The organism is Paenibacillus sp. FSL R7-0273 (genome assembly GCF_000758625.1).
In the GTDB taxonomy this organism is placed as follows: Bacteria; Bacillota; Bacilli; order Paenibacillales; family Paenibacillaceae; genus Paenibacillus_AQ.
The window spans coordinates 6,104,313-6,116,539 of record NZ_CP009283.1; the positions used below are offsets into that span (position 1 = coordinate 6,104,313).

The 12,227-nt window shown below is 52.4% G+C and carries 13 protein-coding genes; 8 read left to right on the forward strand and 5 right to left on the reverse strand.

What is annotated here, in order from left to right:
* The first annotated feature begins 29 nt into the window (after positions 1-29).
* Both R70723_RS26275 and R70723_RS26280 read left to right on the forward strand, forming a co-directional pair.
* Positions 30-1,004 (forward strand): aldose 1-epimerase, encoded by a 975-nt coding sequence (locus R70723_RS26275; protein ID WP_039876909.1) that lies wholly within the window; start codon positions 30-32, stop codon positions 1,002-1,004.
* 100 nt (positions 1,005-1,104) lie between these two features.
* Complete coding sequence (locus R70723_RS26280) at positions 1,105-1,338, forward strand: alpha/beta-type small acid-soluble spore protein (RefSeq protein ID WP_039876911.1); 234 nt, start codon at positions 1,105-1,107, stop codon at positions 1,336-1,338.
* Between the two features lie 124 nt (positions 1,339-1,462).
* Here the strand turns inward: R70723_RS26280 and R70723_RS26285 are convergent, their stop codons facing one another.
* Complete coding sequence (locus R70723_RS26285) at positions 1,463-1,876, reverse strand: hypothetical protein (RefSeq protein WP_039876913.1); 414 nt, start codon at positions 1,874-1,876, stop codon at positions 1,463-1,465.
* 488 nt (positions 1,877-2,364) lie between these two features.
* Positions 2,365-4,164 carry a M3 family oligoendopeptidase gene (locus tag R70723_RS26290; RefSeq protein ID WP_039879302.1) on the reverse strand — a complete coding sequence of 600 codons (1,800 nt, stop codon included), beginning with the start codon at positions 4,162-4,164 and terminating at the stop codon, positions 2,365-2,367.
* Between the two features lie 139 nt (positions 4,165-4,303).
* On the opposite strand from R70723_RS26290, the gene R70723_RS26295 reads away from it, so the two are divergent.
* Both R70723_RS26295 and R70723_RS26300 read left to right on the forward strand, forming a co-directional pair.
* A complete protein-coding gene (locus R70723_RS26295; protein ID WP_039876914.1) occupies positions 4,304-4,483 on the forward strand; it encodes a YycC family protein in 180 nt (59 codons plus the stop codon).
* Positions 4,480-4,710, forward strand: a complete 231-nt coding sequence (locus R70723_RS26300) for a hypothetical protein (RefSeq protein ID WP_039876915.1) — start codon at positions 4,480-4,482, stop codon at positions 4,708-4,710. The genes R70723_RS26295 and R70723_RS26300 overlap by 4 nt, the downstream gene beginning before the upstream one ends.
* A gap of 63 nt (positions 4,711-4,773) precedes the next feature.
* Here the strand turns inward: R70723_RS26300 and R70723_RS26305 are convergent, their stop codons facing one another.
* Both R70723_RS26305 and R70723_RS26310 read right to left on the reverse strand, forming a co-directional pair.
* Entirely contained in the window at positions 4,774-5,484 is a 711-nt protein-coding gene (locus tag R70723_RS26305) for a DUF2225 domain-containing protein (RefSeq protein ID WP_039876916.1), read from the reverse strand.
* A gap of 32 nt (positions 5,485-5,516) precedes the next feature.
* On the reverse strand, positions 5,517-5,900 hold the full coding sequence (locus tag R70723_RS26310; RefSeq protein WP_039876920.1) for a globin domain-containing protein: 384 nt from the start codon (positions 5,898-5,900) through the stop codon (positions 5,517-5,519).
* A gap of 419 nt (positions 5,901-6,319) precedes the next feature.
* On the opposite strand from R70723_RS26310, the gene ylbJ reads away from it, so the two are divergent.
* The 4 genes from ylbJ to R70723_RS26330 all read left to right on the forward strand — a co-directional run bounded on the left by ylbJ (position 6,320) and on the right by R70723_RS26330 (position 11,388).
* Positions 6,320-7,579 (forward strand): sporulation integral membrane protein YlbJ, encoded by a 1,260-nt coding sequence (gene ylbJ / locus R70723_RS26315; RefSeq protein WP_039876922.1) that lies wholly within the window; start codon positions 6,320-6,322, stop codon positions 7,577-7,579.
* Between the two features lie 137 nt (positions 7,580-7,716).
* Positions 7,717-8,520, forward strand: coding sequence for an NAD kinase (locus R70723_RS26320; RefSeq protein WP_039876925.1), 804 nt, complete (start codon positions 7,717-7,719; stop codon positions 8,518-8,520).
* 188 nt (positions 8,521-8,708) lie between these two features.
* Positions 8,709-9,875, forward strand: coding sequence for a copper amine oxidase N-terminal domain-containing protein (locus R70723_RS32375; RefSeq protein ID WP_052421477.1), 1,167 nt, complete (start codon positions 8,709-8,711; stop codon positions 9,873-9,875).
* A gap of 70 nt (positions 9,876-9,945) precedes the next feature.
* Positions 9,946-11,388 (forward strand): S41 family peptidase, encoded by a 1,443-nt coding sequence (locus R70723_RS26330; RefSeq protein WP_039876927.1) that lies wholly within the window; start codon positions 9,946-9,948, stop codon positions 11,386-11,388.
* Between the two features lie 84 nt (positions 11,389-11,472).
* On the opposite strand, the gene R70723_RS33850 is transcribed toward R70723_RS26330, so the two are convergent.
* Positions 11,473-12,183, reverse strand: coding sequence for a YutD family protein (locus R70723_RS33850; RefSeq protein WP_076418505.1), 711 nt, complete (start codon positions 12,181-12,183; stop codon positions 11,473-11,475).
* Between the last annotated feature and the right edge of the window lie 44 nt (positions 12,184-12,227).

Below are 12,227 nucleotides of genomic sequence, written 5' to 3' on the forward strand. Positions count from 1 at the left end.
TCAAGTTAAGTTAAAGGAGCATATCTCTTATGAAACAGGTGACCAAAGGGCAGTGGGGCGGTTATGATACCTATATTCTGCATAGCCGTGAACTGGAAGTCACGCTTTTGCCGCGGCTCGGAAATAACGTTATTTCCTTATGGGACCGCAAGGAAGAGCGGCAAATCCTGCGCACGCCTGATGAAAGTGACTTGGCCTATTATATGCAGAAGCCCTATCATTTCGGCATCCCGCTGTTAGTTCCCCCGGGGCGCATACGCAAGGGGCAATTCCGGTTCAAGGGCGCCAGCTACCAGTTCGAGCAGAACTCGGCAGGAGATCACCACATCCACGGCCTGCACCGGACCCAGTCCTGGTGCGTCAGTGATATCGAGGAAGATGAGGACGGCTGTGCTGTAACGACAGAATTTAATACCGCAGATGATCCCCGCTGGATGTCACAGTTCCCTGTACCGCTGCGTATGGAGATGACCTTCAGGCTGCAGGACGCCAGGCTGCAGCAGACGCTGAAGGTGACCCATCTGGGAGACACAAGCATTCCTTTCGGAATAGGCTACCATACCTGGTTCATGATTGACGGTGAACCGCAGCGCTGGAAGCTGACCCTGCCTGCAGAAGGCATCTATGAGCTGAATAACGAGCTGCTTACGAGCGGCAATCTGCTCCCTCTGGGTGAGCTGGATTCCATACATTATGGAATGAACCTTGCAGGCAAGGATCTGGACACTGTATTTAGAACCGGCGGGCCGCAGCCGTCAGAGGCCCTGCTGATGCGTGAAGACGGATATGGCATCCGTTATACAGCAGACAGGAGCCATTTCCGCCACTGGGTTATCTATACGAAGGGACTGGCTGACCAGTACTTATGCGCTGAGCCGTATACCTGGCTGCCGGATGCGCCCAACCTTGACCGGGATGCAGATTTCACAGGGCTCATTACCCTAAATCCCGGTGATACCGTAGCTTTGCCGAGCACACTTGAAATCATTTATCCCAAGCTCTAAATTTCATATAATTTCCAGCCTTATAAACTTCTGATTCCGTGCATGAATTCTCCTCCCCGCGCCCATACTATCTTCACAACGGACGAAGGAGGTGACAAACATGGGTCAAGCAGGTCAACAAGGTCGTGGAAGCCGTTCTAACAACCTGGTCGTTCCGCAAGCGAATGCAGCGCTGCAGCAGTTGAAATTCGAAGCAGCACAGGAGCTGGGTGTAACGATTCCTCAAGATGGTTACTACGGTAACTACACTTCCCGCGAAACCGGTTCTTTGGGAGGTTACATCACCAAACGTCTAGTACAACTGGCAGAGCAACAGCTTTCCGGTCGTGCGTAACATCATCTTTTCAGCCGATTTATCCGGCAGGATTCATTCCTTGACGGACTAGCTTTACAGCCTGCCTGCGCTTCATGCCGAAGCGCGGGCGGGCTTTTTTATTGTACTGGAAGCTATGTATGGCTCAGCCGAGATACTGGTCGGAAAGCTCGCCGGAATGCGGGCCGCGCGGAGCACGAATCATCAGGTTAGCCATGTTGTAGTTGGATTCCAGAGTGGCATCAACCACCACCAAGCCCTGGCGGACAGCAAATTCATAGCTGATCTCTCCATGCGTCCAGCGGCGTTTGTACTTTAGGCTCTCCAGGGCCATAAGCCGGAACGAGGACTGCTGCCCAGCGGTTAATCCCTCCTGTGGATCAGTAAAGGCACCGCTGCGTCCGGACAAGGGATTATGGCGGATACCGAACTTGCCGATGACATTATTTCTGATCTGTATGAATACCGTGCCGGAGCTTAACCCGGACAATTCCTCCTGCAGCTCCTTAAATACTAAATCCACCTGTCTTGCCAGAGATAGCTGTTCCGTTCGTAGCATGTTGTTCCTCCTAAAAGTTTTGTTTAGCATTACTTCCTTGGGTCTCTTCGACAAAACTTGCTTCGGAAGCATACGCTTAGTTTTGTTTAGCATTACTTCCTTGCGTTACTTCGGCAAAACTTGCTTCATAGCTTACATACGATAATCTTCGACAAAACAAACTAGGAAATCATATGCACATCGCTATTCAGTCGTTTTTTATGAAATTTTTCTTTAATTTGTTGTGTAGCACGCCTTATATAAGGCTTTAGGCTCATTATAGGACACAGTTTTCGGACCTTCAACATTATTCAACATAATTGGGTGAATATCCCTATGTATGCGCAGTTTACAGCATTAATTTTAAGAAACCTTTACAAATACGACCTCTTTCGACAATAAACCATATAAAAAAAGCCCCTGATTAGGGGCTTTTGCGCATTCACACGTACACTTGAATATTCATTTTATTCTGCAATATTATGATTTGTCCGATATTCGACAAACATTCACGCGTATTGCTCAGTCATCTGCAGGAATTCGTTAATGTCTTCGACAATAAGCTCTACTGCACCCTGCCAGAAATCAGGCTTTGTAAGATCAACGCCAAGATGTCTCATCACAAGCTCCTCAAGTGTCATTACCCCGGTATCACGCAGCAGACTGTCGTATTTATCAGCAAAAGACGGTCCTTCCTGCAGGGCCAGCCGGTACAGCCCCGTACTGAACATATAACCAACCGTGTACGGGAAGTTATAGAACGGGACATCCGTAATATAGAAGTGAAGCTTGGAGGCCCAGAAATGAGGGTGATATTCCGACAGCACGCCGCAGAAGGCTTCCTTCTGTGCCTCCTCCATAAGCGCTGATAGTTCAGCCGCATTGACGAGGCCATCCTTGCGCTTCTCATAAAAACGGGTTTCAAACAGGAAGCGGGCATGGATGTTCATAAAAAAAGCTACGCTGTTCTGAATTTTCGCTTCAAGCAGCGCGAGCTTCTCATCGGCGTCGGCGGACGCTTTTACCTGGGCGTCAGACACGATAACCTCAGCAAAGGTCGAGGCCGTCTCGGCAACGTTCATGGCATAGTTCTGATTGAAGAAAGGCTGGTCATCGAGCAGGAAGGAGTGATAGGCATGGCCCAGCTCATGTGCCAGTGTTGATACATTGGAAGGCGTACCGCTGTAGGTCATGAAAATACGCGATTCCTTACTCTCCGGGAAGGATACGCAGAAGCCGCCCGGACGCTTGGCTGCACGGTCTTCGACCTCAATCCAGTCATTGTCGAAAGCATGCTCGGCAAAATCCGCCAGCTTGGGACTGAATTTGCGGAATTGCGTTACAATGTCTTTTGCCGCTGTTTCGTAAGGGATTTTGCCGGAGGATTTGCCGACAGGAGCATCGACATCAACCCAGGACAGCGAATCCTTGCCGAGAACCTTCGCTTTACGCTGCAGGTAAGAAACAAGCGCCGGCTTGCTTTTGGTAATAACCTCCCACATCATATCCAGGGTTGCCCGCGACATGCGGTTGATGGCCAGCGGCTCCTTAAGCACATCATCCCAGCCCCGCCCCTTGTACAGCTTAAGACGGAAGCCTGCCAGATGATTCAGTGTATCCGCACTGTAGTCCTCCGCCTCTGTCCAGGCTTCCTCCCATTTGCGGAACATCGCTTCACGTACACCGGCATCATCATCACTCAGCTTGTTAAAGGCCTGGCCGACAGACAGCAGCTTAACGCCCTCTTCATCTTCAAAGGGAATTTCCACTTTGCCGACAATTGTCTCATAATGCTCGCTCCAGCCGTGGTATCCGTCAACAGCCAGCTCCAGGGCAAGGCTTTCCAGCTCAGGGCTCATCTTCTCGCGGGCCTGATCGCGGCGTTCACTCAATACGAAGGTGAGCGGTGCAATCTCGGGACGGGCCATCCACTGTGCCCACACCTCGTCAGAGGTCTGGCGCAGGATGTTGTCGAACTGCGAGCTGATGCCTTCAAAGCCGGCGCGCAGCCCGGTTACTTTGGCAGAGAGGCGCACAGCCCCTTTGTCCTGCTGGTTCTGGGCACCGAGGCAGCCGGCAAACTCAGAAGCCTGTGTCAGGCGGCCTGCGCAGCTCTGCAGCAGCCCGATTACATCATCGAGTGCGTTCGTATCATATGCGCTGACCGGAAAAACAGCACCGCTTACCTTTTCCCGTAAAGCAGCGATATCTTCTTCAAGCTTAATCAGAAATCCCCCGAATTCGGCGGAGGAGGATCCCCCGGGAAAAATTGAATCCAAATTCCAGGTTACTGAGATAGGCTGTTTCATGCTTTCCACCATTCCTTTGCTCATATTGGGTTTTCTTTGTATTTGGCAGTGCGCCATGGTAAAGTGAATACGAAAACTGTGCTTGCAGCAAGCGCTGCCGCACAGCAAATTAACACATTCCCAGAAGGAGGGCTGCAACATGAAGCCGCTGCAGATTTCGCCGGAAACGGCCGTTACCCTATCCAAACAGCTAGGCGTTCCTCTGGAACACCTGATGCATATGCCTCAACATATTTTGCTGCAGAAAGTCGCCGAGCTGGCCAAGAAGCAGACCACGGACGCCGGAACGGAAGCACCGCCTGAGAAGGAACAAGAATGATTCCGTTCAGCCACACCTGGCCTTATGACATCATTTACGGAGACCTGTATGTGCAGAGCTGTCCCTTCTGCGGCAAGGAGAACGTACTGCTGCCGGTCAGGCCGAAAGAGCTCCAGCTCATCCGTGACGGCAAAAAAAGACTGCTCGTATTCCCCTGCTGCAGCACAAGTCCGACGGTTATCGACAATGATGCAGATTACCTGCTGTTTGACCGTGCCGTGCGCTGAGCAGCCACATAATGCGCAAACAAGGGAGCTCCCTTGTTTGCGCTTTTTTTTGTTAATTAAGCGCTACAGGATAAAGTCTGACGGCAGGCCGTCCGGATCTGAATCCTCACCGCGCATCTGCTCGCGGAGCAGCGTCCATTGCTCACGGGCTGCCCGGATCATCGCAGCATCCATAATCCGCTGGTCATTAATCAGACGGGAGAACCACCTGACCGCTTTCGCATACTCCCCCACCCGGCGGTGCAGCTCGCCGATCAGAAACATCAGGCGGGCATCGTTGCCGCCCATCCCGTCATTTTCAAATACCCGGATGTATTCCTCCAGCGAAAAGCGCAGAAAGCGCTGCTCCTGCTCAGAATCCCCCGTGTAACGGTACATCCAGGCAATATGGTGCAGATGGCTGGCGATTATCCGTGATTTATCCTGAATACACTGCGCACAGATCAGCGCAAGCTTGTACGTTTCGAGAGCGGTATCCCAGGTGCGCTTGCCGCCGAAATCACGGGACTGCCACCTGCTCCCCACCTGCTCATTAAAAGCCTTCCGCTGCCATTCAGCCAGCTTATCAGCAGAGTTCTCGGTGGAGGCGAAGCCGCAGCTCGGGCAGACACGAACCACATAGTAATCGGGATTCTCATCCTTATAATAGGAGCAGAAATCTGCGTCACGGCGGATGGCCCGTTTCAGGCTCGGACGGACCCGTGAGGTGGAAAACTCGTGTTCACAATTAATGCAAATGACCTTTATCGAATACAAGGGAATCAATTCTGACAAAATGCCCTCATCCTTTCACCATCAACGGCTCATTATTCCTCGGGCATATTGACAAAATGATGTGCGGGTCCGGACAGCCGGCTCAGCACAACGGAACGGAGCGGCTCAGCGACTCCCGTCTCCTCCAATGCGTCTTTCATGCAGTCCAGCCATTCTTCAGCGCGCTCCGGCGTGATGGGAACGTGCATATGTCTGGCCCGCATCATCGGATGTCCGTGCTGCTCCGAAAAAAGCGCCGGCCCGCCAAAAAACTGGCTGAGAAACTGAAACTGCTTTTCCATAACAGGAATGATATCTTCAGGGAACAACGGGCTGAGCTGCGGATGAAGCTGCACCTTGGAATAGAACACTTCTACCAGCCGGTGAAGGCCCTCAGCGCCTCCCAGATTGTCATACAAACTTTGGTTTGGATTCATGGAGGTTACCAGCTTTCTTCCATATTAATGTACGTCCTTTTTATTATACCAAAATAACCCCACAAAGTGGGGCCTTTGCATGGATGCCTAACCAGGGACTTTGCATGGACACTGAAAACAGCTCTAAAAAAAGGGCGCTAAACGAAGTTTAGCACCCGGTACATTATTTAATAGGTCCTGAACTCCTCATCACCTGGAGGGACGAGCGAGACCCGGATTACATATACAAAAGCACAAACCAGAACTCCGGCAACTACACTCATCACCATCACTCCATCCCTGTTATTCCGTTTATTCTTTTTTATAATACCATAATAAAGGCTGAAAAACACAGATTTCTGCAACCGCTTTCCTGTTTTTTTTGTGCTGTTTGTCCAACTTTCCGCATACATCTAAGCATAGACCGGGAGGCGTTGCTGATGACTCTGAAAAAGCTTGGGGGGCCGCTGCCCGGCCTGCTTCTGGCCTGCTGCATGATGCTGATGCTGGTGTACCCGGCCAGTACGCTTGCTGCGGCCCTGCGCGGGCTGGCGATCTGGTGGGACGTGCTCTTTCCCTCACTGTTTCCCTTCTTCGTTATCTCTGAAATGCTGCTGGGCTTCGGTGTGGTTCATCTGTTCGGAGCGCTGCTTGACCCCCTGATGCGCCCGCTGTTCAATATCCCCGGCAGCGGCGGCTTTGTCGCGGCAATGGGCTATGTGTCCGGGTATCCTGTCGGCGCCAAGCTAACCGCCAAGCTCCGCGAGCAGCAGCTGGTCAGCCGGGCGGAGGGAGAGCGCCTCGTGGCATTTACCACCTCCTCAGACCCGATTTTTCTGCTGGGTGCCGTATCCGTCGGCTTTTTCCACGATGCCTCCCTTGGGCTGGTGCTGGCGCTTGCACATTATGGCGGAGGCCTGATTGTCGGCCTGCTGATGTCCTTTCACGGACGGGGGGACAAGTATGCTGACCCGCAGCCGGCAGAAGCAGCGACAGCTCAGCCAGCGTCCCTACAGCCGGCCAAGGGCCGGCTCCGCCTGGCGCTAAGCTCCATGGCCGAAGCCCGGCGCAGGGACGGACGGAGCTTCGGGGAGCTGCTGAAAAGCTCCATCCAGTCCTCCCTGCAGCTTATTATTGTCGTCGGCGGACTGGTGGTATTCTTCAATGTGCTGATGGAGCTGCTTACCCGTGCAGGCGTTATGACTGCACTGTTCAGCATCCTGGGCAGCGTGCTGTCCCTGGCCGGCTTCCCCCAGCAGCTGTCCGCAGCGCTGGCCAGCGGCTTCTTTGAGGTAACCATCGGCGCCCGTTCCGCTGGTGAAGCGGCCTCCTCCATCCCGCTGCAGTTCAAGGCGGCAGCGGCGGCCTTTATCCTCTCCTGGGGAGGATTGTCCGTACATGCCCAGGTGGCGAGCATCCTGAACGGGACCGGCCTGCGCTATCTGCCCTTTATGGCTGCAAGGCTGGTGCACGGCCTGCTGGCGGCAGTCCTGCTGCTGCTGCTCTGGAAGCCTGTTGCCGGCTCAGGTCTGTCCGCCGGCTTCAGTACCTTACCGGCCGCCTCCGGCTTCACGGGATCACCGGGCTCAGCCTTTGCCGCCAGCCTGGCCCTGCTGGGTCTGCTCCTCGGAGCGGCCCTCCTGCTGTCGCTGATAATCTGGCTGCTAAAGCAGTTTACCCGGCGGCTGCGGCAGCCCTGAATTGGCACAGCCCTGTTCCGGCTTCCGCAGATTATGCACCGCCGTCAGCGATTCTTTGCAGGCCCTTATATTGTGTTCCAGTTCAAGATTGATTATGATCTTTGTATGACTGAAACATACAAAGGAGCCTGTACATCTTGAGATATTATGTTCTGGACCGCGGAGACGAATTGTCCATCAAACTTGCGGAGCAATTTCACAAGCTGGCGGCGGAGCGAGGCCTGATACTGGATGCAGAATCCCCGGAAATCGTCATTTCGATTGGCGGGGACGGAACGATGCTGCATGCCTTTCACACGTTCATTGATCAGATTCCCAATCTTGCCTTTGTGGGCGTGCATACCGGGCATCTGGGCTTTTATGCCGACTGGCAGGCGGAAGAGCTGCCAGCCCTGATCGACCATATGTGCGGCACCACGGATCTTCCGCCGCACAAGCCGCGTATCGTAAGGTACCCGCTGCTTGAGCTGGAGATCCATAAGAAGTCCGGATCCACCTCCCATATAGCCTTGAACGAATTTACGCTTAAGGGCGTTGACGGGACTGTGGTCATCCAGGTGGACATCAACGATGATAACTTTGAGATGTTCCGGGGCGACGGCCTTTGTGTCTCCACCCCGTCGGGCAGCACAGCCTATAACAAAAGCCTTGGCGGTGCCATGATGCACCCTTCGATCGATGCGCTGCAGATTTCCGAGATCGCCTCCATCAACAACCGCGTGTTCCGCACGATGGGCTCGCCGCTTCTGCTGCCGAAGCATCATCACTGCGATATTTATTCACGCAAAGAGCAGCGCCTTCTTCTGACAGTAGACCATATCAACATTCCAGTTGATGATCTTATCTCTGTCCGCTGCCAGGTGTCAGACAAAAAAATCAGCTTCGCCAGGTACCGGCCGTTCCCCTTCTGGAACCGCGTCCGTGAAGCTTTTCTCATCTAGAGCATCTGATTTCCAGCATGATGCAGTTCAACCGGGATACAACAGCAGTCCCGGTTTTTTTATGCGCAGGAAATTTTACAAAGTTTTCTATTATTGCTGACATGAATGGATAGACAGAGAAAAAATTCTAATGGTATAATGAACCTATTTTACATAGAGTTTGTTAACTATAAAGGGGAGAAATCTAGTTGAAAAAATGCTCAGCCATTATCGGGACCAGCCTGCTGGCACTCGTCCTGTCCGTCCCTGCCTTTGCGGCAGAAAAGCCTATTTCGGTCTATGTTAACGGCACTAATCTAACCTTTCCGGCCGGTACGCCTTATCTGAACAACAACTCCGTGCTGGTGCCGTTCCGGGTTGTTTTTGAGAAGCTTGGCATGCAGGTGCTCTGGGATGCCGCAACCGGAACAGTGACCGGCTCCAGCCCAAACCTCACCATTTCCCTCAAGATCGGCAGCAAGCTGGCTACAGTCAACGGTACGGTCAAAAAACTGACGGTTGCCCCTGTATCCAGCAACGGCACAACCTACATTCCGCTCCGTTTTGTAGCTGAAGCCACCGGAGGCACTGCGGTGTGGGACGCCTCCAGCAGAAGCGTGAAGATTACAACCGCCGCCACAACAGCAGCAAGCGACGAGCAGGCTATTACAGCGCTGATCAAGCAGGCTATCCAGTACTACAATGAGGAGAAGGCGGTCAGCTACTATTCCCTTGTTGATGATGCAGACAGCTTAACTGACCAGGTGACCTCGCTCAGTTATTTTTTCCAGAGCTATGATATAAAAACCACGCTTGAATCACTCAAGGTTCTCAGCATCCAGGGGAACGAAGCGACTGCTTACACGGTTGAAAAGGAGATCCGGACCGGCGGATATTATATTCCTGATGAGCGGAGCGAGTATCTGTACAGCCTTGTGCGTGTGAACGGAACATGGAAGATCTCCGAAATCACCAACGAGGACAGAACCGTGCTGCTCACCAAGGAGCAGGGAATGAAGGCTGCAACTGTACCACAGGGCGATGCGGCTGCTATTAAAGAGAGTCTGGCGAAGTATTTCCAGGCTATGTCTGCCGAGGATGCAAGTGCCACACTCGCTCAAATGTACTCCTACGATGAAGAATATGATACGGATACCCGGGCATCCCTGGAGGAATTCTTCAGCGAATTCGACTTAAGTTATACTTTGAATCAATCTAACATCTATTACTTTGCTGACGGTGAAGCTGCTGTCTATGCGCAAACAACCGTCAAGGATGCCGCAGATGGAGAAAGCGTGGATCAGACTATGATCTTCATCTATTATCAGACAGAGACCGGCGGCTGGATGATTGATGATTTCTATTATCTTGACTAGCTGACCGGCCATCCGCAATCATAAGTTGCCTAATGCAACTACAAATCCATTTAAAGGGTGTATCTATTTTATGAAACCGGCAAAAATGATCTCCGCTGTTGTAAGCGGCTGTCTGGCTTTATCCCTTGTCTTCTCACCGGCAGCACTGGCAGCGGATACTGCGCAAGCCAGCTCGAACACCGATCTGATCAACGAGATCATGCAGTATCTCGAAAGCTACAATGTTGAGGGCGTTGACCGGGATACACTGATCCGCGGCGCTATTGACGGCATGGTCAACTCGCTCGATGATCCGTACAGCGTCTACTTTGATCAGGAGGAAGCAGCTGAATTTGAGCATCAGGTGGATTTGGAATATGTAGGCATCGGCATCCGTCTGATGTATATCTATACCTCCAAAGAGCTGTATATTGAAGAGGTTATGCCCGGCTCGCCGGCAGAGCAGGCAGGATTGAAGCGCGGGGATACCATTCTCAAAATTAACGGGGTTGCGATCAGCGAAACTTCCGGCGAAGAGCTGGCAGGAGCAGCCGGAACCAAGGTTACCCTGCTGATCAGCAGAAACGGAGCCAGCAAAACGATCGTCGTTACGCGCAATGCCATTACCAATGCATCTGTGACCGGCCAAATCGTCGGCAGTAATACAGCCTATATTGCCATTACGGGCTTCAGCCAGACTGCCGATGAGGAATTCGCCAAGGTCCTTGCAAGTATGCGTGCAGCAGGCATGAAATCACTGGTTCTTGACCTTCGTGACAACACCGGCGGCTATATGGACTCTGCCTACAACATTGCTTCCATGTTTATAGATTCCGGCATCATGATGTATACCGCTGCCCAGGATGGCCGGCTGGTGCCTGAAACCATTACAGACGGCAGCAAGATCGGGGTTCCGGTCGTCGTGCTCACTAATGAATATACAGCTAGTGCCTCCGAAGCGCTGACCGGTGCTTTGCGTGATAACAAGCTGGCTACCATTGTCGGCACCCGCTCATACGGAAAGGCCCGGATTCAGAGCCTGCTCCCCGTATCTAACGGTGATATGCTGAAGCTGACTACGATGAAATACCTGACTCCGAACAAGGAGGATTTCAACCATGTCGGTCTCGCTCCGGACATTGAGGTTCAAGGCAAAACGGCACAGCTGGTAGCTGCCCTGCGGATTGCCGGCATGACCACAATTACGCTTGCGGGCGACAACCATATCCTGGACGTCAACGGCCATGCTTTTGCCGGAAATATCGGTCTGCTGAAGCAGAATAACAAAGTGTATGCCTCGGCACGCGTGCTGGCTGCCCTTGTTGAATGCGATATTGCCTGGGATGCCAAGAACAAGAAGGCTGTATTTACGAACGGAGCCGGCAAAGCCTTTGGTTTCACCCTGGCCTCCAAAGAAGCCATATCCAAAAATGATGAGACGCTGATCGATGTCAGCGCGTTCGCCAAGAAATTCCCGGCCTTCACCTGGAGCTACAATGCTGCAGCCAATCAGCTGAAATTATCTGTAAAATAAATCAATATACTAAAGAGCACCCCGGCAGCCATCATAAATGGCTGCCGGGATGCTCTTTGGTTTGACTGCAGATCTCAAGCCGGATTAAATCGAAGGATTATTTGACTGGTTCTGGTTCGCGTTGTCTTTCTGGTTCTGGTTCGCATTGTCTTTCTGGTTCTGGTTCGCATTGTCTTTCTGGTTGTGATTCTCTTTCTGGTTGTGATTCTCTTTCTGATTGTGGTTCTGTTTCTGATTATGCTGCCTGTTCTGGGAGTCCTTATAGCTCTTCTTGCCTTGTGCATCCTTGTTCCGGTGATTCCGGCTCTGATGCTCGCGTACAGGCCGCTCTTTACCTGAGCCTGCATGCTCTCTGCCGGCTCCCCCGTCCTTGTTACGGTCCGCAGCTCTGTTCGGGCCTTCACGGTGTACTCTGACCGTTGCCGCAGGTTCCGTCTGCTCCGGCTTGGAATCCTCCGCCGCCGCTGCGGGTTCAGAAACCTCTTTGATCAGAATATCCTTGTATTCCCCTTCTTTGGGCATTTCTTTCGATTTATGCAGCACAAAATACGCGCAGCCGAAGTTGCAGTATTCATTAATATAATCAACCATGCCGGAAATCGCCGTATCACGGTTTACCTTGGGATGGTTATCCCGGAAAAACCCCTTCAGCCGCAGCTGGCTGTAGCCCCAGTCACCAATAATATAATCATAACGGTCCAGCACCTCGCTGTACCGCCCGCGGAATGCCTCCGGGTTCCAGCCGTCTTTATGGTCGAGCATCAGCTCGTAGCCTTTTCCACCTATAACGATCAAGCGCGTGTCGCCTGCCTTTCAACTGTAAAAGTTTCAACGTAGCC